This is a genomic window from Calditrichota bacterium, from assembly GCA_013112635.1.
Taxonomy (GTDB): domain Bacteria; phylum Calditrichota; class Calditrichia; order Calditrichales; family J004; genus JABFGF01.
Genome location: JABFGF010000009.1, coordinates 30,236 through 52,188, shown reverse-complemented (window position 1 = coordinate 52,188; position 21,953 = coordinate 30,236). Strand labels below are relative to the sequence as shown.

Here is a 21,953-nt window from a genome sequence, read left to right as displayed (position 1 = left end):
AAGTTATAGTGTGTGTTATAATTGGTCTTGGAAATCCAGGTAAAAAATATTCTGACACCAGGCACAATGCAGGATTCTTATTAATAGATTTTATTGCAGAAAAGTTTAATATCCCCTTATGCGAAGGCAAAGGGGATTATTATTTTGGGGAATATGAAATAAGTGGTAGGAAATGCCTGCTTATTAAGCCCACAACATACATGAACCTTAGCGGGTTGGTGTTTGATCAAATAGAAGAAGATTTCTCAATTGATCTGCAGAAAATGCTTATTGTTTATGATGATTTTCATTTGCCATTCGGAACGATTCGCTTTAGAAAAAAAGGCTCAGATGCAGGTCACAATGGTATTAAATCTATGATTTATTATTTAGCTACGGATGAATTTGATCGATTAAAGATTGGCATTGATAATAATTTTGAAACACCGATTGACCATGTACTTGGTAGTTTTAATAAAAAAGAATTAACAGATTTACCGAAAATTTTAAATTCCGCATACAATGGTATTGAAACCTGGATTTCTTCAGGAATTGATTTAGCAATGAATAATCATAATCGTAATATATTAAACTCGACGAGGTAAATTTATGGACATGAATGTTCTTTTCGCTGTAATTGCTGCAGTTGTTGCTCTTATATTTGCTTTTATCAGATCCGTTCAAATTGAGAAAAAGGAAATTGGCACAGAGCAAATGAAACATATTTCCGCACATATACGTGAAGGTGCGATGGCTTTTTTGAAGGCCGAATATAAAGTTTTATCGATTTTTGTAATTGTTGTAGCTGTATTACTTGGGGTTACTTCCAATCAGGACAACTCTTCACCACTTGTTGCTTTATCTTTTATTGTTGGAGCCTTGTGTTCCGGTTTAGCCGGTTTTTTTGGAATGCGCGTAGCAACCAATGCTAATGTGCGCACTACAAATGCTGCAAGGACAAGTTTAGGAAAAGCACTTGAGGTTGCGTTTGCCGGAGGCTCAGTAATGGGCTTAGTTGTGGTTGGACTTGGTGTTCTTGGTTTAGGAAGTTTGTTTCTACTATACCAAAATATATTTGGACAAGATATTGATAGTATGGCACGGGTATTGACTGTAATTACAGGTTTCTCTTTTGGTGCTTCCTCTATTGCTTTGTTTGCACGTGTTGGCGGCGGGATTTATACAAAGGCTGCCGATGTGGGCGCTGACCTTGTTGGAAAGGTTGAAGCCGGTATTCCTGAAGATCATCCGTTAAACCCTGCAACTATCGCTGATAACGTTGGTGATAATGTTGGTGATGTTGCCGGTATGGGCGCAGATTTATTCGAATCTTATGTAGGCTCAATTATTGGTACAATGGTTCTTGGCGCAGCATTTATGACTCTTGAGCCGTTTACTGCACTTGGCTCACTAAATGCAATTCTTCTTCCGCTTGTTTTAGCCGGAACCGGAATTATTACTTCCATTGTCGGGACATTTTTTGTTCGTGTTAAAGAAGGTGGTAATCCACAGACAGCCTTAAATATTGGTGAATTTGGTTCATCTATAATTATGGTGATCGCTTCATATTTTATTATTAATCAAATGTTGCCTGGAGAGTGGACAGATGCCGGCGGTATAGTATACACCTCTGCCGGAGTATTTTATGCCACATTGTTTGGATTGGCTGCCGGCCTGATAATCGGCCTGATCACAGAGCATTATACAGGGACAAATAAAAAACCGGTTGTATTGATTGCAGAACAATCTATCACCGGTTCTGCTACAAATATTATTGCCGGATTAGGTGTTGGTATGCAATCAACAGCGATTCCTATAATAATAATAGCAGCTTCAATTATAGGGGCGTATGAATTTGCAGGACTTTACGGGATTGCAATTGCCGCGGTTGGAATGCTATCAAATACAGGTATTCAGTTGGCAGTTGATGCTTACGGTCCAATTTCTGATAATGCAGGTGGTATTGCAGAAATGTCTGAGCTTCCAGCAGAAGTTCGTCAGAGAACTGATAAACTGGATGCGGTTGGTAACACAACGGCTGCCATCGGGAAAGGTTTTGCAATTGGTTCTGCAGCCTTAACAGCTCTTGCATTATTTGCAGCTTTTATAACAGCTTTTAATGCAACGCACGAGGTTCAACTAACATCAATAAATATTACTGATCCAAAAGTTATGGCTGCATTATTTGTTGGCGCTATGATGCCGTTCTTATTTTCTTCACTGGCAATGAAAGCCGTTGGACGTGCTGCAATGTCGATGATTGAAGAAGTGCGCAGACAGTTTAAAACCATTCCTGAATTAAGTTCTGCCCTGGCAGTAATGCAAAAAAATAATGACTCTGATTTTAGTGAGTGGTCAAAAGAAGATCAGGCCACATTTGAAGCTGCAAATGGAAAAGCTGAATATGGCAAATGTGTGGAAATCTCAACACAAGCCTCGATTAAAGAAATGGTTGTACCGGGCTTACTGGCCGTTATAGTTCCTGTTTTATTTGGTGTATTTGGTGGTGCTACCATGTTGGGCGGTTTATTGGCCGGGGTTACAGCATCGGGTGTTTTGATGGCTTTATTTATGTCTAATGCCGGTGGTGCCTGGGACAACGCTAAAAAAATGATCGAAGAAGGAATTAAAATAAAAGGCGAAGATTTTGGTAAAGGATCTGAGCCACATAAAGCAGCGGTTGTTGGCGATACAGTCGGCGATCCTTTTAAAGACACAGCAGGTCCATCATTAAATATTCTTGTAAAATTGATGGCGGTGGTTGCCCTTGTAATAGCGCCAATGCTGGACAAATTATAAAAAAAATATCAAATCTTGTTGAGATAAAAGAAATGGTCTCCACAAGACAATTGATGGCAGAGACCGCTATCGTAAATCTCTGCCAAATCATGGTAAATAAGTAATTAATAATCCTATTCTGTCTTTTTAGCCAATGGCAGAATCTAATTGACCAAAGGGAGGAAACATGGCTATTTACGAAACAGTAGTAATACTGAACAGTTTATTACCGCCAAAGGAGCTTGATGATATTATCGAGCGTACACAGCAGGTAATAACTGAAAGTGGCGGTAAGGTCCGCACAGTTGATAAATGGGGGAAACGCCGTTTAGCATATGAGATCCAAAAGAAACAATATGGTTTTTATTTTGCCGTTGAATTTGAAGGTGTTGAGAATATTCCTTTAGCGTTGCAAAGTGAATATAACTTTAACGATAATGTACTTCGTTATCTGACTTATGCATATGATAAGCACAAGCTTCAGGCAATGTCTCAGAAAAAGAAAACTATGGAAACAGTGGACACTCCTGCACCAGCGCCGGCACCAGTAGCTGAGCCTACAGAAGTTGTTGAGGAAACTGTAGCTGAAGCACTGGCAAAAACAGACGAACCAAAAGAAAATGAGGAGGCATAATGTATAAAAATAAGAGAAGCCGTAATTGCCCCTTCGTTGAAGCAGGCATCGTTTACATCGACTTTAAAGATGAAAAGGTTTTAAGAAAATATTTAACTGAACAGGGTAAAATTATTCCCAGGCACACATCCGGTGCAAGCGCAAAAATGCAAAGGCAATTAGCAAGGGCAGTTAAGCGCGCACGTCATCTGGCACTATTGCCATATGTATCAGACTTTAGCCGTTAATCTAAATTTATAAGGAAAATAAAATGGAAATTTTATTACGCGAGGATTATAAAGGAGTAGGCGAAGCCGGAAGTGTTGTAAAAGTTAAAGACGGTTTTGCTCGTAATTTCCTGATTCCTCAAGGCATTGCCTTTATGGCAACCGAAAACAATAAAAAACGTTACGAAAACGATCAGAAACAAAAGGGCTGGAGAAAAGAAAGAGACAAGGCTAAGGCTGAAGAACTTTCTAAAGTGCTTGAAAATATCTCCTGCACAATTTCTGTTCAGGTTGGTGAAGAAGACAAACTTTTTGGATCGGTTACATCCCAGAATATTGCTGATGTTTTAAAAGAGCAGGGGCATGAGATCGACAAAAGAAAAATTCTTCTTGAAGAACCAATCAAATCTTTAGGTATTTATTCTGTAAACATCAAGCTCCACACAGATGTTGAAGCAACTGTAAAGGTTTGGGTTGTTAAAGAGTAGATTTTAACAAAGCATTACAATTATTAAGCGGCGATTCTTTAATTAGGATCGCCGCTTTTTTTATTTATATGGTTGCGTTTTAAACCAGCTTTATTATTTATTTGAATTTAAGTATTTGGTTTTGATGTTCTGATCAGCTGTATATTTCTTGGGAATATTAGTCTAATTTTTGAGTCGTTTTTCCTTGAATTCTGTTTCTCAAAGTGGCATATTTTAACTCAGATAAAGAATTAATCAGGAAAGTGATGAAATGAATAGATATCCGAGAGCTTGGCAAGGCACAACACAGCAATCAAACGTGAGATTTAAATGTGGCTATTGTGGAACTGACACATCTCCATCATATGGATGGAATACTGATGACGTACATTCTTTTAAAGGACATGTGTTAATATGCACGAGTTGTAATAGGCCATCATTTATCGAAATGCATGAGCATAAAATAACGGAAACAACTCCGGCATCAGTTATGGGAAATGAGGTCAACGGGCTTCCTGAAGATATAGAAGCTCTGTATAATGAAGCTCGTCAATGTACCTCAATAGGTTCATACACCGCTGCTGTTTTAACTTGTAGAAAAATATTAATGCATGTGGCTGTAGAAAAAGGAGCTGATGAAGGAAATAATTTCTTATTTTATGTTAACTACCTGTCTGATAATAATTACATTCCACCTGATGGAAAGGAATGGGTAGATCATATTCGAGAAAAATCAAATGAAGCGAATCATGAGATTACAATCATGGATATTGATGAAGCTGATGATTTAATATCTTTCACAGAAATGCTTCTTCGTTTAGTATATGAATTTAAACACCGATTGAGAAAACCGGACGATGAAAATATGATAAGTGAATAAAAAGTTACTGGATTTTTTCCTAGAATACGTTTCCTAATCTGGTCATATTTGACTAAAAGATATTCATTGTTTAACCATCATGGAGGATGATATGTAATGAACGAAGTATTTTTAATTAATAGGGAAGTTAACTTATCATGGAAGGCTCTCAAGGATGAGAAAATCCAAGAAAAAAAAGAAGTCGCTCCGCGCAATGGAGCGACTCCTGATCATAATAGTTCTTAAAGAACTACTACATAACATATTTAGATAAGTCGGCGGGTAAAAATCTATCTTAAGACTTTTATACAGTGTGATTAAATTACACTCAGGGGCCTATTCCGGTCCCTTTTTTTTATTAACAAAATCCACTAAAAAACAGATTCCTAGTTTCTCAATAGGATACAGTACAAGCAAAAGACAATCACCGGGTAAAACAGCAAAATATCCTACCAGATAAAGGCCAGGAAGAAATACAAAACTATTCCATGTTTGCAGCAGAACCATTCTTACAAATTTTTCATCAGCCGTTTTAAGATTTTTTATTTTTTGACATGCTTGCAGGAAACAGCCACTTGTTTTAATTTCACCCTAAAACAGATAAACCACCTTTATGACCTTTGCCGAAGTTGTTTTCAACCTTCCTTTAAATCATTCTTTTACTTATAAAATACCACCTCAATTTATCGGAGTTGTTGCAGGCTGCCGTGTTTATGTGCCATTTGGTAAACGGGTAATGACCGGCGTTGTGGTGGATTTGAAAGATAAAAGCAGCTTTAAAAGTGTAAAGGATATTATCGATGTGCTGGATGAAAAACCGCTTTTAAAACCGGATATCCTGCAATTGACAAAATGGATTTCCTCATACTACATGTCAAGCTGGGGGCAGGCCATTCAGCTCGCCTTGCCAAAAGGGCTGGACGAGTTTGAAAAGGAAAATATTTTCCTGGTGGAAGAAAATGCAGATATCGATTTAAGCGAACAACAGCAGCGATTGTACTACCTGATTGCCGATAATCCCGGAAAATCCAAAACTTTTTACAGAAAGAAATTTGGGACAGGTTCCTTTTATACAATTGTAAATTCCCTGCATGAAAAAGGGCTGATCTTTTTTGAGACCGAAAAACAAAAAGCTCGTGTTGGGGTGTTGATGCGCCATTATGTTGTTATCCCGCAGAACTATGACGAAATAAAACTGACAAACGAAAAATTTTGCAAGTATCTTGAAAAACGCCCGGAGGTTGACAAACTAATTTCTGAGAATTCCGGCACCTCCATTTTGCTCAGCGATTTCCAGAAGCAAACGCGCATGGCGCACGCCACAATCCAAAAAATGCACCATAATGGAATCGTTTCAATCGAGCAGTTAGCTACCGAGCGAAAACCCGAAATAAATTACAATGAAAAAAAAGAAAACTTCACGCTTAATAATGAGCAAACTAGTGTAATAAATGAAATTGTAAGGCAATCCGAACTAGATCAGTTTAAATCATTTTTGCTTCACGGCATAACCGGAAGCGGCAAAACGGTTGTTTATATCGAGATTTTAAAGAAAGTTGTTGAACAGGGAAAAAGCGCCATAATCCTGATCCCGGAAATTGCCTTAACCCCGCAAACTGTTTCACGCTTCAAAGCTGTTTTTGGCGATAAGATTGCGGTGTTTCACAGTAAAATGTCCATAGGCCAGCGCTATGATGCCTGGATGGCCTGTTATTCCGGGCAGGTAAAAATTGCTATTGGTCCACGCTCAGCCTTGTTTGCCCCGATGGATAATATCGGGCTGATTGTTGTGGATGAGGAACATGAGCAGAGTTACAAGCAAACAGAAACGGCTCCGCTTTACAATGCGCGCGATGTCTCACTTTATTGGGGCAGGCAGCACAATGCGGTTGTTGTGCTGGGATCGGCCACACCAAGTTTTGAAACCTATTACAACGCCCACCAAAAAAAGCACACTTTGCTCAAGATTGAAAACCGGGCGACAAGTGGTTTTCTGCCGGAAGTTGTTTTGGCTGATATGCGCAAAGAAAAATCATCTTCAAAAAACAGGGCGGTCTTTTCAAAGATATTGTTGGAAAAAATTGAAGACCGGCTTAACAAAAAAGAGCAGATTATATTGTTGCAAAACCGGCGGGGCTTTTCATCGTTTCAGCAATGCCTGCACTGCGGGTTTATACCTAAATGCAGCGAATGCGAAGTGACCTTGACCTATCACACCTATGATAATAAACTGCGTTGCCATTATTGCGGATTGAATATCCCTGCGGCGAAAAATTGCGCAAACTGCGGTAGCGATGAGCTGGACAATAAAGGAATCGGTACACAGCAAATCCAGGAAGAGCTTGCAAATCGTTTTAAAAACGCTGTTGTTTTAAGAATGGATCAAGACACGACCCGAGCAAAAAATGCTTATGATCAGATTCTGGGCACATTCCGGGAAGGCAAAGCCGATATTCTTTTGGGCACCCAAATGATCTCCAAAGGGCTGGATTTTCCCAATGTAACTTTGGTTGGTGTTATCTCGGCAGATGTGGGTTTAAGCATCCCTGATTTTCGCAGCTCAGAAAAAATATTTCAACTGCTTTCACAGGTTGCAGGGCGTGCAGGAAGGGGTGATAAACCCGGAGAAGTGGTTATCCAAAGCTACCAGGTGCAGCATTATGCAATTCAATTTGCAAAAAATCACGACTATTCCGGTTTTTTTAATGAAGAAATAAAACATCGCGAAACTTATAAATACCCTCCTTTCAACCGAATGATAATAATAACGGTCTCAGCCTCCAATATTTCGGATGCCATTTCCAAAGCCCGTGAAATTTCAACCCCAATCAGAATACATGGAAAGTATTTATGCGATTTAACTGGTCCGGCACCGGCGGCTATATCCAAAATAAAAAATTTATACCGCTGGCAAATCAGTTTGAAAATTAATAAAAAATATGATCCGGCCGGAGTAAAAACCCGGCAATTACTGAGTGATGTATTAAGTCCGTTTACCAAACAAAAAAGCAATTCTTTGTTTATAAATATAGATGTTGACCCGGTTTTTGGCGGTTAATTTGCAATCAAAAAAAATTAGCTGTAAGCTTCAAACCTTTTAAATAATAAAAATTTTATGAGTGATTATCTCAACCAGAAAAAAGAATCTATCCTGCGCGTAAACCGCATAATTGACGATCTGCAGTCTACCCAGGATGTAAAAGAAATACTTGACCAGTATAAGTTTAAGTATGACAAACTTCTTAAACAGTACGAGCAATTAAACCAGGTCTTTGAGTTTCATAAAGGTGTTATTCAAAATATTTCCAGCGGGATTATGACCATCGATCCGGATGGAAAAGTTACTTTTATGAACAAGTCTGCGCTAAATCTTATTGGCTATAAATCGGCCGATATTTTAGGTGAGCAGATCGATATGCTTTTTGCTGACAAAGAAGAAGGGTTGCTAATCTTAAAACAGGTATTAACCCTTAAAAAGATGTTTGAAAGTAAGGAAGCAAATATTGTTGCAGCAGATGGTTCAATAATCCCCATCGGTTTTAGTACAACTATTTTGCGCAAAGAAAACTCTGATGAAGAAACAGGGATTATTTTTATTTTCCGCGATATCCGCGATTTAATCAATTTCCGCAAGCAAATGGAACGAATGGATCGTCTGGCAACATTAGGTGAGCTTTCTGCGGGGATTGCCCATGAGATTCGCAATCCGCTGGCGGGTATAAAAACATCGGCCCAGGTACTTGAAGAAAGTTTTAGTCCGGGTGATTTCCGGTCTCAGCTTGTTTCGCGTATTGTAAAAGAAATTGACCGTTCGAATAAACTATTGCAAAGGTTTTTCCATTTTGCAAAACCAAGCCGCCCAAAACCTGATTTTCATTCCCTCAAAAATATTATTGACGGCGTTTACCTTTTACTTGCGCCGCGATTGATGAAAAGGAAAATTGAATTTTCATCCGTATATGATGAAAACCTGCCATCCATTTACATCGATGAAAGCCAGTTCGAGCAAGTAATTCTCAATTTATTTCTAAATGCTTTCGATGCTATGCCGAATGGTGGAGTGTTGCTTGTAAAAGCAGAATACGATCCGCAAAGCCTTGTTTTTGAAAACCAGGAGTACCCCGGAATAATTAGTATATTAGTTTCCGATAGTGGAAATGGAATATCCCCGGAAAAATTAGAGAAAATATTTAATCCATTTTATACCTCAAAAAGTGATGGCGTTGGACTTGGGTTATCAATTTCATCACGGTTATTGGAAGAAAATCAATCAAAAATTGAAGTTGAATCAGTACCCGAAAAAGGTGCGACATTTAAAATAACTTTACCGTTTGTAAAAGAAAATCTGCAGGAGTAACTATGGCCAGGCGCCTACTAATTGTTGATGATGAAGAAACATTGACATTCAGCCTATATCAAAGTTTTATACTATCTAAAAAAGACTACGAAGTTGCAACGGCTTCTTCCGGTGAAGAGGCTTTGGACAAGATGACCGAATCGCCCTTTGACCTGGTAATTACTGACATTTTTATGCCTGGTATCAGCGGTCTTGATTTGCTTAAGAAAGTGAAAGAGGATTATCCAACCACTGAAGTAATTGTGATGACAGCCTATGGCTCAGATGACAAGAAAGATGAGGTTGTTGACCTTGGTGCAAAACATTATGTGGAAAAACCTTTCGAAATGAAATCACTTCGGGAAATGGTCTTTAATATTTTAGGATAAATATGGCACTAATAGGAAATTTAAAAGATATAAAACTCCCCAGTTTAATTCAGCTAAACTGCATGGAGCACAATAGTGCAAAACTAACTATTGAAAGAGCCGCAAAGTTTGGTTTTATCTACTTTGAAGAGGGGCAGGTAACTCATGCGGAATATGATCCTTATATTGGGGAAGAAGCAGTTTTTAGATTGCTGGCTTTGCTGGACGGCAAGTTTAAGGTTGAAAATGGCGTTAAACCCCCGGTGCGAACAATAGAAACAAATTGGAGCAACCTTCTTTTAGAGGGGATGCATAAAATTGATCATTCTCAGGATGAAGTTGAAAACCGCTATTACAGACTGTTTGAAAGGCTGTTGACCATAAAAGGTGTGCTCTCGGTAAGCTTAAATAGCAAAGAGGGTGTTTGCATTGATAAAACAGAACAGGGTGATGCAAAAAAGAAAGATCCAAATGTGGCTTTTATTATGCTTCAGGCACAAAAGTTAAGTAAAACAATTGGCTTAGATCATCCGGAATTTGTAAGCATTTTTAGTGGGCAGCAAAAATATTTCTTTGCCGGCTATAATGAACATTTTTTGCTTTTGCAAATGGATAAAAAAGTAAAAAGTGATGTAGTAATTCCATTGATTCAGCAGGCAATTGGTCTAAAAGAGAATTAATTAAAATATAACAGGCAAATCAATTATGATTGAACGTTGGTTAAAAGAGATAAAAAATGTACCGGGTGTAAAAGGTGTTTTTATTGCATCGGGCAGGGGAGCAGTTTTACATAATGAAGGTCTCAAAATTAACAAAAAAGATCTTGAAGATATTGCTCTTCGCGCCTTGCGGATAAGTGCCTTGTTTAATGAAAAAGACGAGAATGTATCGGAAATTGAATTGTTTTGGGAAAACCTGTTTATTTTATGTCGGCTTTCCAATAATATTTTGCTGGTGACATTGTGTGAAAGCCCGAAAATACTGCCTTTGCTGCGTATAACTTTAAATGTCAGTTTATCTCACCTTCTGCAGGAAAAGAAAATCATAAAAATGGCCCATAATCATGCTACTGACAAAACGCTTGTTTTAAGAAAAGGCAAATTTGAAGAGGATGAATTAAGCTTGCTGTCTAATTTATAATTTTTTTTATTACTTAACTTTTTTATTTTCAGACCGTTATACATTTAAAGAAGATACAATTATCTGTCAATCTTCCTGACAGAGGTTTTTGAATTTCAATTAACTATCAAACTTTTATAAAACACGTTATTTAAATTTAGTTAATCGAATTATATAAATGTGGATTTAAAGTGGCAAATCAAGCAAAAAGTAAATTTCTTACCGAGCCCAACGTTGTTTATAAAAAATCTGAAATAAAATCTGCCTCCGGATTAAACCTGCGTTCTGCTGAATGGATGGTTTTAACACAGGTAAATGGTGAACAGTCTATTCAGGAAATTGCCGCAGTTGGTGCAATGTCTGTTAAAGACGTTACACGCATATTATATAATTTATACCAGCTGGAATTAATAGAATTATATCAGGCAGAGAAAAAAGAAAAAAATACGCTTGGATTGTCTTTCTTTTCGAATATGGAAAAAGTGTTAATTGATATAATCGGGCCGGTTGCCCCTTTTGTAATAGATGATGTTTTGTTGGAAATAAACCAGACAAAAAATAAATTTCCATCAGAACGGGTTGCAGAGCTTATTGAACTAATTTGTGATGAAATTCAGGACGAACAAAAGAAAATAACATTTCAAGCTGAGATGTTGAATTATATAAAAAAAGAATTAACCTAAAAAGGATTTGGGATAATAATGATAAGTTTAAGATGGAAAATTGGCGGAATTTTTGTTCTGAGTAATATTATTCTTGGCGTAATTTTAGTTTTAATAATTAATAATACTGTTTCCAAAACAGTAGAAAAAGAGCTTGTTGAACGTGGACGTACGGTTGCTTCCAACCTGGCAAATTATACCTCTGAACAAATTTTAAGTGAAGATGTAATAGGATTAAAACAGATCATTACCAACGCTTTAAGTTTTGAAAGTGTAGAATATATTCTCATTCAAGACAGTGAAAATAATGTAATGGCAAAAACTTTTAACGGGCCTGTTCCAAATGAGATTGTCAGCATTTTGCCGGAAACTGATGAAAATAAACTAAATAATATCACTTATTTGAAAGAAAATGAACCTGTTACGTGCTGTGATATTGTAATGCCCGTCGAAGATGGCTATCTTGGTTACATTCGGGTTGGGATGAAACAGCAGTATATAGAAAATGCTGTTAATGAAATTAATATTTTAATTATTAGTATAATTGCCGCGATAACACTTATAGGCATAATAATTGTATTAATTCTTGCAAATAGAATAATAAGTCCTATAATTTATCTAACTGCTAAAGCAAACGAAATTAGCCAGGGGAATCTTGGAGACAGAATTGAAGTTAAAACAAATGACGAGATTAAGCACCTTGGTGAAGCGCTAGAAAGGTTGCGGGAAAGTGTAACAATTGCTTTGGAAAGACTTAAAAAAAGACAAACAACGCGTATGTAAAAACAAATGAGGTAGTGTATGGTACAAACAAGAAAATTGAAGGATGGCAGCCGCCAGGTTATCTTGAATGGCAACCAATACGATGGCATAACCAAAATATTGTCAGAATTGGCCACAAAAACAAAAGCATCTGCAATTCTTTTTGCTGATATGAGCGGGCAGTTGATTAGCCAGCGTGGTAATACTGAAAATATGAATACTACAGTATTATCTGCTTTAGCAGCCAGTGATTTTGCAGCAACATCGGAGATGGCAAAACTGGTTGGTGAAGAAGCGAAATTTAAACTGCTTTTTCATGAAGGGGAAAAAAGGAATGTTTATCTTTCCAATGTTGGTGATAACTTTTTCCTGGTAGTAGTATTTGACGTAAGTGTAACTCTTGGGCTTATTCGGATATATACCAAAAAAGCCATCGAAGATTTAGCCAGTATCCTTGAAGATGAGGCAGATAGTGGGCCGGAAGATGATCAAATTATTGATTCGGATTTCAGTAGTTTACTTGGTGATGCTTTAGATGATACTTTTAAATAATATTGTATTGTACCTGTTACAAAAATGAGGCGGATAAATGTTTATAAATTGGGCTTTACAAGAAATAAATCTAAAAATTGTGTATTACGGACCAGGGATGAGCGGAAAGACTACAAACCTGGAATACATCCATTCCAAACTTGACCCTTCTTTAGCTGGCGAGCTGGTTTCACTTAAAACTAAAGAAGACAGAACAATTTTCTTCGATTTTATGCAGATTGAAGTTGGGCGTATCAAAGGTAAAAAACCAAAATTTAATCTTTATACAGTCCCCGGACAGGTTTATTACGCATCCAGCCGTAAAGTTATTTTAAATGGTGTAGATGGGATTGTATTTGTTGCTGATTCACAACCACATAGGATGGAAGCAAATATTGAAACTTTATTGGATCTTGAGAGCAATCTTAAAGCAGACGGACACACTCTTGAAAATTTTCCATGGGTAATTCAGTATAATAAACGTGACCTCCCTGGCGCAGATTCTGTGGAAACACTTCAAAAGAAGTTAAACTTTTTTAATGTTCCTCATTTTGAAGGAGTGGCTGTTAAGGGTGATGGTGTTTTTAATACATTAAAAGGAACAATCAATCTGGTTGTTCAACATGTTCAAAGCCAGCTGTAATTACTTGTTTTTCATACGCTGATAATTTATTAATAGTTAGTTTTAAAATTCCCCGTGTATCAAATATATGCGGGGATACTTAGTTTATAGCAATATTATAATTCGACCAATAACTCATAGATTTTCTTCCATAGAAATATGGAGTACTTTCCATTAAAACGACAACTCGATCCAATCATAATAAATCTACAAAAGCCATTTTTGCGTGGACTTTGTATGATTTTGCCAACTCTGCATTTACAACGCTGGTTGTAACCTTCATTTATGCTACTTATTTTACAAAATCTATTGCAGCAAATGAGATTGAAGGAACTCTACTTTGGTCGCGCGGGGTTACAATTTCCGCCCTTCTCGTTGCAATTTTTTCCCCTTTTTTCGGTGCCATGGCCGATCAGGGATCTTTAAGAAAGAAATTTTTAGTTCTTTCAACTCTTATATCCATTGTTGCTACGGCTTTTCTTTTTGGTGCTTTACCCGGTGAAATAGCAAAGGCTCTAACCTGGTTTATCATCGCTAATTTCTCTTTTGAAATGGGGATGGTTTTTTACAATGCTTACTTACCGGAAATTTCCCCACCTGGCAAAATTGGACGTATTTCTGGTTACGGCTGGGCTCTTGGTTATCTCGGTGGGTTACTCTGCCTGGTATTGGCTTTAGTTGGTTTGGTTAACCCGGAAGTTCCCATGCTAGGATTTTCAAAAGAGGCAGGCGAAAATATCAGGGCATCAAATCTTCTTGTTGCTGTTTGGTTTTTTATTTTTAGTATTCCTTTGTTTTTGTGGATTAAAGGACCAAAGACAAAAAGCAATATTCCCTTTTTAAACTTGCTGAAATCCAGTGTGTTTGAGCTACGCAGTACGTTGATTCAAATCTCCGGATATAAACAGATACTCTATTTTTTACTGGCACGTATTTTTTATAATGATGGCCTGATAACCATTTTTGCCTTTGGTGGTATTTATGCATCCGGTACTTTCGGATTTGATTTTTCAGAGATTATTGTTTTTGGGATTGTATTAAATGTTGCTTCAGGATTAGGTGCCTTTTTGTTTGGTTTTTTTGATGACCGTATTGGCAGTAAAAAAACCATCCAGATTAGTAATTTAGGTTTAATTGTTGCCAGCCTGTTAGCGGTTTTTGCCCCAGATAAAACTATCTTTTGGATTGCAGGAATTATCGTTGGGATTTTTGCAGGGCCAAACCAGGCATCCAGCCGCTCTTTAATGGGGCGTTTAACACCTAAAGATAAGGAAAATGAGTTCTTTGGTTTTTTTGCTTTCTCCGGTAAAGCCACCACTTTTGCAGGACCTTTTCTTTTTGGTCTGCTCACCGAAATTTTTAATACCCAACGTGCCGGTGTGGCAGTTATTACTTTCTTCTTTTTGATCGGCTTTTTAATTCTCCAGCGGGTTAAAACCGAAGCTTCTGTTTGATGCCATTCTATTTCTCGGTTAGGCTTTTTTATTAGCCCCCTTTTATGTATTTTCAGCCCGCCAATTAAACTGAAATTGTGTTGAATATTTTCATGAAAATTTTTTTGTCACAATCTGTTAAAATCCCTATCTTTGCCGTTCTGTTTTTTTTATTGATGCAAGGTTTTGCGCTGGCTGAAAAAGGAGTTTATAACTTTGGTGATACGTACAAAATTTATCATAATCCGGCAGATTTGGCACTTGTTGAAAAGCTGATTAAAAAAACAGGTGAGCGGGTAAAAGGGATTGAAAATTTCTTTGGCATAAAACCAAAAAGCGAAATCCATATTTATCTTACAAAGAGTGATGCTGAGTTTCAGTCTTACTCTGCAGATGGCTTTCCCGAGTGGGCGCAGGCCATTGCTTTTGTAAATAAAAAGATCATTATTATCCGGGTGGCAAATGCTGACGAAATAAATCGTTTGCCCCAGGTTTTTTTACACGAGCTGGTACATATTTATCTTGGGATTCAATATTCCAACACCAATGTTCCAACCTGGCTGCATGAAGGAATTGCCCAATGGTTGAGCAACGAAAACTTAACCGCCGATGAGCAGGTTTTAATCGCCAATGCTTTATATAGCGATAGACTAAAAAATCTTGCTGCTCTGGATTCGATGTTTGTTTTTTCATCCAACCAGGCGCGTTTAGGTTATGCGCTGGCACGCTCGGCTGTCGATTATTTTATTCGTGAATATGATGACAGAGCATTATTGGAGATACTTGATCTATTAGAAAAAAGAGAATCACTAAATGGCGCATTTAAAAAATCTACCGGTCGTGATTTTATTGATTTTGAAGTTGGCTGGTATGCTTTTATTGATGAGCAATATAAGTGGATGGTTTTATTAAATGTGCCGGATTTAGTTTGGGTTTTGCTTGTTGTATTATTTTTAGCCGCAGTTATCCGAATGCGAATAAAAAATAAAAAAACAGTCCTATCCTGGCCGGAAGAAAACGAGGAAGAATAAAAAAGTTTTATCAAAATAAATGATCCAATTGTTAATCTGAGTTTATGGTCTCAAGATTCTTTACGAGGCCAAATGATGAAACAATTTTATAATTTAAACACAGTTACTTTACACACATTTTAGCTACATTGCTTTAATATTTAGAAAGACAGTCAGATATGAAAAAGATTAAATTTGTTTTCGGAATTCATAACCATCAACCCATTGGAAATTTTGATTTCGTTTTTGAAGAAGCTTATCAAAAATCATATTTACCTTTTCTGCAGGTTCTAGAAAGACATCCTAAAATCAGAATTTCAATACATTTTACCGGGATTTTGCTGGACTGGCTGGAAGAAAATCGCCCTGAATTATTGACGCTTGTAAAAAAACTTCGGGATAATGGGCAGTTGGAAATTATGAGTGGCGGTTATTACGAACCGATCATTTCTGTTATCCCGGAAAAAGATCGTATTGGCCAAATAAAAAAACTAACTAATCGAGTTAAAGAATTATTTGATTACGACGCAAGCGGAATGTGGCTTGCTGAACGTGTTTGGGAACCAACTTTGCCCGGAACCATGCATGATGCCGATATAAAGTATTCCGTAATCGATGATACACATTTTCTATACTCCGGTTTAAAAGATGAAGATCTTGATGGATATTTTGTTTCCGAAGATCTGGGTAAAAAAGTGTCAGTGTTTCCAATCAGTAAATATCTCCGTTATACAATTCCATTTCAAGACCCGCAGGCAACGATTGATTTACTTGGCAAAATGGCCACCGAAGAGGGTGACCGAGTTATGGTTTTTGCCGATGATGGTGAAAAATTCGGAGTTTGGCCAGATACCTATAAGCATGTTTATGAAAATGGCTGGCTGGATAATTTTTTTACTGTACTGGAGAACAATCTCGATTGGATTGAGATGGTCACGTTTGATGAGGTGATGGAACAGGTTAAGCCGAAATCAAATATTTATCTTCCAACAGCCTCCTACTCTGAAATGATGCACTGGTCTTTGTTTACAAAAACATTTAAGGAATACGAGAATTTTGAGCATTATCTGCAAGATAAAAATATGTATGATGATGTAGGATTGTTTGTGCGCGGTGGGTTCTGGCGTAATTTTATGATTAAGTATCCTGAAATAAATGTGATGCACAAAAAAATGCTTCGTGTAAGTGAAAAACTGTCGCAAGCGGAAGATGTCTCAGGGTTGGAGCTCGCAAATGATGCGTTGTGGGCCGGTCAATGTAATTGCCCTTATTGGCACGGGGTTTTTGGCGGATTGTATTTGGCTCATCTTCGTCATGCTATTTACAGCAACCTGATAAAAGCAGAAAAGATATTAGCCGAGAAAATGCCTGAGAGTTTGAAAGAACTTGAAGTTGTTGATTTTGATATGGATGGCAGCGATGAAATCTTGATTGAGACAGCTGTGCACAATGCTTATTTTAAACCATCTGCCGGTGGAGCAATGTTTGAATATGATTTTAAAGCATCAGACAAAAACCTGCTTGATACTATGACACGGCGTGAAGAAGGTTATCATGAAAAACTGCATCATGCCAAAGTGGCCGGAGAAGAGGATAGTGGTGATTCAACTGCCAGTATTCATGATCTTGTTATAGCAAAAGAACCCGGCTTGGAGAAATATCTTGTGTATGATTCGTATGAACGTAAATCATTTGTTGATCACATTTTGAACCATGATGTTCAACCGCAACATTTTTTAAAAAATGAATATGAGGAGCAAGGCGATTTTGTAAATGGTATTTATTCACTCGTAGAAAGCAAAGTGTCGCCCGATTCTGTAAATATTATTCTTTCAAAAGAAGGGCAAATATTTCAAAATGGTCAATCACATCCTATAAAAATTACAAAAAGTATTGCTGTTTCAAAGGACAATGAATTTATTGAGGCACAGTATAAACTGACCAATCTTTCAGAAGAAAAGATAAGTTTTAAATTTGCTGTCGAGTTTAACTACGGTCTTCAGGCTGGGCATGCACATGATAGGTATTATTACACAAAAGATGGAAGGCCTGAAAATTCTTACCTGGATTCTGTCGGTAGGATGGATGGAAATAAATTTTTGGGTTTAAAAGACGAGTATATGAAAATTGATGTTAATTTAAGCTCAGAACAAACAGACTCTATTTGGCGTTTACCGGTAGAAACAATTTCACTATCGGAAGCGGGTTTTGAAAAAGTATACCAGAGTTCTTGTGTCCTTATGACATTTGATATTGAGTTGGATAAGGAAGTAAAATTTTCATTAAACCAAAAAGTGAGCTCATTCTAATATGAAAAACAGAAACCTCTATTTTAGCTGGTTTATTATTGCACTTTTGTTGGGGGTTATTTTTAAACAACCGCTACTCAAATTTTTTGTTGCCGATTTTTCTTCATCCGAACAGATGGATTTTGACAAACTTGAGGAAATAATTACCCTGACCGAGACACACTATGTAGGCAATGTTGATTGGGATAAAGCGATTTCCGGCGCAATAGAAGGCATGTTGAATTCTCTGGATCCGCATTCAGTTTATTTTGATCCGGTACAGGGAGAAAGTAATGATGAAAGCTTTGAAGGAAAATACCAGGGGATTGGAATTCAGTATGACGTCATTGAAGGTTTTATAAACGTAATAACTGTTATTCCTGGCTCTCCATCTGAGAAAGTTGGTATTTTTGCCGGTGATATTATTGTGGAAATCGATGGTGAATCTGCTTTTGGGATTTCGAATGCTGAAGTTCCAAAAAAATTAAAAGGGCCAAAAAACTCTGTTGTAGAAGTTGCAATTCAAAGAGAAGGATTTGATGATAATCTGAAATTTGAAATAACCCGCGATGAAATCCCGATTTATACAATAAATACACATTTTATGGCCAACGATTCTACCGGCTATGTTTGGGTTAACCGTTTTGCAAACACAACCGCAGATGAGCTTGAAAGCGCTTTGATAAAGCTTGAGAAAAAAGGCATGAAACAGCTTGTGCTGGATTTGAGATATAATGGTGGCGGTTATTTATGGCAGGCAGTTAAAATTGTTGGGAAATTTATTTCCGGACGAAAGAAAGTTGTTTTCACAAAAGGGCGCTTTCAAAAAGTAACTGACGAGCACTTTACAGATGATTATGGAAAATCAATTGACAGAGATTTTCCGTTGGTTGTTATGATTAACCATTCATCGGCCAGCGCATCAGAAATTGTGGCCGGTGCAATCCAGGATTATGATCGTGGTGTAATAGTTGGGACACGCAGTTTTGGAAAGGGCCTTGTCCAAAATGAGTTTGTTTTAAACGATGAAAGCAGATTACGCTTAACAGTTTCTAAGTATTACACACCAAGCGGGCGTTTAATTCAAAAACCGTACGAAAACAAATCAATTAATGATTATTACTCCCTAGCCCATGTTGGAAAAGATTCAATCCAAAATAGTGAAGTACAAGATTCCTTAATGGTTTATCATACATCAAAAGGAAGGGAAGTGTTTGGTGGTGGTGGTATTAAACCGGACATAGTAGTTGCAGATTCGGGCTATACAAACTCTCCAAAACTAACACAGAAGTTGTTAGAAAAAAGAATCTTTTTTGAAGTAGCTTCTCATTATGCGAACAGCCATAAAAATATTAAAGATAACCGAGAATACTTTTTTGAAAAATTTGAAGTTTCAGACAAATTATTTAGGGAATTGCAAAAAGTGGCAAAGCAAAAGGAAATCAATTTTGACAGTGAAGTTTGGAATGCCGATATTCCTTTTTTAAAAAACAGGCTTAAAGCAGAGATCGCCAGAAGTATCTGGTCTCAAAATGAGTTTTACAGAGTGATCTTGGAGCACGATAATCAATTTGAAACAGCGTTGAAATCGTTTCCAAAAGCACGTGCAATTCAGAATCAATTGGTTAAGATAGAATCAAAAATTGATTGACTTTAAATTGCTAAAATGGTATACTCAAAAACAAAGCTCATAGCTCACTCACCTTAAGAATAATTTATTTTCATTTAAACTAAAATATATAGGAGTTAATAGTATGGATGGTTTGGTCGAGCTTTTTAACAAAGGCGGAATCTTCATGTGGCCAATTTTAGCGTTACTTTTAGTTGGTCTTGGTTTTTCAATTGAACGGATAATAACTTTAACACGTGCTTCTGTAAATACACGTAAATTTTTGGCTCGTCTTCATTCTGCATTGCAAGATGGCGGTATTGAAGGTGCGGCGGCAGAGTGTGAGAAGACACCTGGTCCTGTAGCATCAATTCTTCACGCCGGTCTTTCACGTGCTGACAAAGGGCTGGATAGTGTTGAGAAGTCAATTTCAAATGCTGGTTCTATTGAGATGGCGTTTTTAGAGCGTGGTATGGTTGTCTTATCAACTGTTATTGTATTGGCACCAATGGTTGGCTTTACAGGAACAGTACAAGGTATGGTAACAGCCTTCCAGCAAATCGAAACAAAGAATGATATTTCACCGGCGATTGTAGCGGGCGGTATCTCTCAGGCGTTGTTAACAACATTGTTTGGTTTGGTTGTGGCGATGATTATCCAGGTATTCTACAATTTCTTCACATCCAGGATTGATAAACTTATCCTTGATATGGAAGAAAGTTCTGTAGAGTTAATGGATGCTTTAGTCGATTTAGATCATAAAAATTAAAATTATTAGGCTTGAACTATGATACTTGGCAAGAAAAAAGAAAAAGATGTAGAAATTCCGTCAGCATCATTGGCTGATATAGTTTTTCTCTTGCTGATATTCTTCTTGGTTACTACATCTATTGATACTGAAAAGGGGTTGGATTTAGTACTGCCTCCTCCAGGTGATACAGAAGTGAAAATCCCAAAAAAGAATATCGCGAATTTGTTTATTAATGCCGGTGGCCAGGCCATGCTTGATAATGAGATTATTGAAGTCCGAGAGATTCAAGGCATTATTCAAGATAAGTTATTTGAAAATCCTTTGTTGATTGTATCCCTAAAAACCCACAAAGAATCCGAATACGATGTATATATCAAAGTTTTGGATCAACTTAAAAGGGCAGATGCAAAAAGGATTTCATTGGCTGAGCCAGATGAAGAATAACCTGGGGACGACTAATGGAATTTAAAAAGAAAACAAAAATAAAGCTGACAATCCCTACAGCCTCAATGCCTGATATTATTTTTATGCTGTTGATCTTTTTTATGACGGTTACAGTGATGAAAACCTATTCTGGTTTGAAGGTAAGAGTGCCAGATGCACAAAAAATTGAAAAGCTTGATGTTTCGAAAAGACATATCGCAACCATCTGGGTTGATGAAGAACGGAATATCATGATAAATGATATAAATGTTCAGGATGTCAAAAACTTACGTAACCTGGCTTACCAGTTAAGAGTCAATGATCCCCAATTAGTGGTTGTGTTAAAGGGTGACGAACGGGCTCAAATGGGATTGGTAAATGAAGTTCATTCAGAGTTACGTAAAGGAAATGCTTTAAATATTAGTTATTCAGCAAGACCAGGAGAACTATAGATGAAGATGATTCAAAAAGAACCTGAAGCTGATTTAAGGCTGAAGTATCAAAAAACATTAGAGTTGTCTACAGCAGCGGGTCTTTTAATTGTGACTCTCTTGTTTTATTCTTTCCAGAAATATGAAGGGGAGATAACTTTACCTGAACAGCCAAAACTGGTCATAGAGAGTATTGAAATCCCGCCGACTCAGCAGCTTCAAAAACCACCTCCACCGTCACGTCCTTCAATTCCTGTAGAATCTGAGGATGAAGATTTGCTTGATGATGTGACAATTGAGGAAACAGAAATTGATTTGAGTGATGCGTTTGAAGCACCACCACCTCCACCTGAGGAAGATGAGGTTTTTGAGTTTTTTGCAGTATCTGATAAACCTGTACTAAAACATAAAGAAACACCAAAATACCCAGACCTTGCACGCAGGGCCGGAATTGAAGGACGTGTAACTGTAATGGTTACTATTTCTAAAAAAGGTGATGTTTTAGATGCAAAAATACTAAAATCAGTACCAATGCTTGATGAAGCAGCGATTGCAGCGGCAAAGAAATGTACATTTAAACCGGCTAAACAAAGAGATAAATTTGTTCGCGTTAAAATGTCTATTCCTTTCGATTTCAGACTTAAAAATTAGACTTAAAAGTCCCGATAAATCGGGACTTTTTTAT

General features: G+C 37.2%; 23 protein-coding genes. All 23 read left to right on the top strand.

What is annotated here, in order from left to right; all coding sequences use genetic code 11:
• Positions 1 to 8: 8 nt before the first annotated feature.
• Positions 9 to 584 (top strand): aminoacyl-tRNA hydrolase, encoded by a 576-nt coding sequence (locus HND50_18865; protein ID NOG47311.1) that lies wholly within the window; start codon positions 9 to 11, stop codon positions 582 to 584.
• A gap of 4 nt (positions 585 to 588) precedes the next feature.
• Entirely contained in the window at positions 589 to 2,778 is a 2,190-nt protein-coding gene (locus HND50_18860) for a sodium-translocating pyrophosphatase (protein ID NOG47310.1), read from the top strand.
• A gap of 166 nt (positions 2,779 to 2,944) precedes the next feature.
• Positions 2,945 to 3,391, top strand: coding sequence for a 30S ribosomal protein S6 (gene rpsF, locus HND50_18855; GenBank protein NOG47309.1), 447 nt, complete (start codon positions 2,945 to 2,947; stop codon positions 3,389 to 3,391).
• Positions 3,391 to 3,618: a 30S ribosomal protein S18 gene (locus HND50_18850; GenBank protein ID NOG47308.1), complete on the top strand. Its 228-nt coding sequence runs from the start codon at positions 3,391 to 3,393 to the stop codon at positions 3,616 to 3,618. Before rpsF ends, HND50_18850 begins: the two co-directional genes overlap by 1 nt.
• A gap of 23 nt (positions 3,619 to 3,641) precedes the next feature.
• Complete coding sequence (locus HND50_18845) at positions 3,642 to 4,085, top strand: 50S ribosomal protein L9 (protein NOG47307.1); 444 nt, start codon at positions 3,642 to 3,644, stop codon at positions 4,083 to 4,085.
• Between the two features lie 250 nt (positions 4,086 to 4,335).
• Positions 4,336 to 4,944, top strand: coding sequence for a DUF4145 domain-containing protein (locus tag HND50_18840; protein ID NOG47306.1), 609 nt, complete (start codon positions 4,336 to 4,338; stop codon positions 4,942 to 4,944).
• A gap of 592 nt (positions 4,945 to 5,536) precedes the next feature.
• Complete coding sequence (priA, locus tag HND50_18835) at positions 5,537 to 7,981, top strand: primosomal protein N' (GenBank protein NOG47305.1); 2,445 nt, start codon at positions 5,537 to 5,539, stop codon at positions 7,979 to 7,981.
• 57 nt (positions 7,982 to 8,038) lie between these two features.
• On the top strand, positions 8,039 to 9,280 hold the full coding sequence (locus tag HND50_18830) for a PAS domain-containing protein (GenBank protein ID NOG47304.1): 1,242 nt from the start codon (positions 8,039 to 8,041) through the stop codon (positions 9,278 to 9,280).
• Between the two features lie 2 nt (positions 9,281 to 9,282).
• Positions 9,283 to 9,648: a response regulator gene (locus HND50_18825; GenBank protein NOG47303.1), complete on the top strand. Its 366-nt coding sequence runs from the start codon at positions 9,283 to 9,285 to the stop codon at positions 9,646 to 9,648.
• 2 nt (positions 9,649 to 9,650) lie between these two features.
• Positions 9,651 to 10,307: a DUF4388 domain-containing protein gene (locus HND50_18820; GenBank protein NOG47302.1), complete on the top strand. Its 657-nt coding sequence runs from the start codon at positions 9,651 to 9,653 to the stop codon at positions 10,305 to 10,307.
• 25 nt (positions 10,308 to 10,332) lie between these two features.
• Positions 10,333 to 10,767: a hypothetical protein gene (locus tag HND50_18815; GenBank protein ID NOG47301.1), complete on the top strand. Its 435-nt coding sequence runs from the start codon at positions 10,333 to 10,335 to the stop codon at positions 10,765 to 10,767.
• Between the two features lie 170 nt (positions 10,768 to 10,937).
• Positions 10,938 to 11,429 carry a hypothetical protein gene (locus tag HND50_18810; GenBank protein NOG47300.1) on the top strand — a complete coding sequence of 164 codons (492 nt, stop codon included), beginning with the start codon at positions 10,938 to 10,940 and terminating at the stop codon, positions 11,427 to 11,429.
• A gap of 18 nt (positions 11,430 to 11,447) precedes the next feature.
• Complete coding sequence (locus HND50_18805) at positions 11,448 to 12,191, top strand: HAMP domain-containing protein (protein NOG47299.1); 744 nt, start codon at positions 11,448 to 11,450, stop codon at positions 12,189 to 12,191.
• Between the two features lie 18 nt (positions 12,192 to 12,209).
• Positions 12,210 to 12,722: a hypothetical protein gene (locus tag HND50_18800; GenBank protein ID NOG47298.1), complete on the top strand. Its 513-nt coding sequence runs from the start codon at positions 12,210 to 12,212 to the stop codon at positions 12,720 to 12,722.
• Between the two features lie 37 nt (positions 12,723 to 12,759).
• Positions 12,760 to 13,344, top strand: a complete 585-nt coding sequence (locus tag HND50_18795) for a gliding-motility protein MglA (GenBank protein ID NOG47297.1) — start codon at positions 12,760 to 12,762, stop codon at positions 13,342 to 13,344.
• A gap of 197 nt (positions 13,345 to 13,541) precedes the next feature.
• Complete coding sequence (locus HND50_18790; protein ID NOG47296.1) at positions 13,542 to 14,777, top strand: MFS transporter; 1,236 nt, start codon at positions 13,542 to 13,544, stop codon at positions 14,775 to 14,777.
• A 92-nt stretch (positions 14,778 to 14,869) separates the two neighbouring features.
• Positions 14,870 to 15,787, top strand: coding sequence for a hypothetical protein (locus tag HND50_18785; protein ID NOG47295.1), 918 nt, complete (start codon positions 14,870 to 14,872; stop codon positions 15,785 to 15,787).
• 158 nt (positions 15,788 to 15,945) lie between these two features.
• Positions 15,946 to 18,075 carry a DUF1926 domain-containing protein gene (locus tag HND50_18780; GenBank protein ID NOG47294.1) on the top strand — a complete coding sequence of 710 codons (2,130 nt, stop codon included), beginning with the start codon at positions 15,946 to 15,948 and terminating at the stop codon, positions 18,073 to 18,075.
• Between the two features lies 1 nt (position 18,076).
• A complete protein-coding gene (locus HND50_18775) occupies positions 18,077 to 19,705 on the top strand; it encodes a S41 family peptidase (GenBank protein ID NOG47293.1) in 1,629 nt (542 codons plus the stop codon).
• A gap of 112 nt (positions 19,706 to 19,817) precedes the next feature.
• Positions 19,818 to 20,432, top strand: coding sequence for a MotA/TolQ/ExbB proton channel family protein (locus HND50_18770; protein NOG47292.1), 615 nt, complete (start codon positions 19,818 to 19,820; stop codon positions 20,430 to 20,432).
• 18 nt (positions 20,433 to 20,450) lie between these two features.
• Positions 20,451 to 20,858 (top strand): biopolymer transporter ExbD, encoded by a 408-nt coding sequence (locus HND50_18765; protein ID NOG47291.1) that lies wholly within the window; start codon positions 20,451 to 20,453, stop codon positions 20,856 to 20,858.
• Positions 20,859 to 20,872: 14 nt separating this feature from the next.
• Positions 20,873 to 21,289, top strand: coding sequence for a biopolymer transporter ExbD (locus HND50_18760; GenBank protein NOG47290.1), 417 nt, complete (start codon positions 20,873 to 20,875; stop codon positions 21,287 to 21,289).
• Positions 21,290 to 21,919 carry an energy transducer TonB gene (locus tag HND50_18755; GenBank protein NOG47289.1) on the top strand — a complete coding sequence of 210 codons (630 nt, stop codon included), beginning with the start codon at positions 21,290 to 21,292 and terminating at the stop codon, positions 21,917 to 21,919.
• The last annotated feature ends 34 nt before the right edge of the window (positions 21,920 to 21,953 follow it).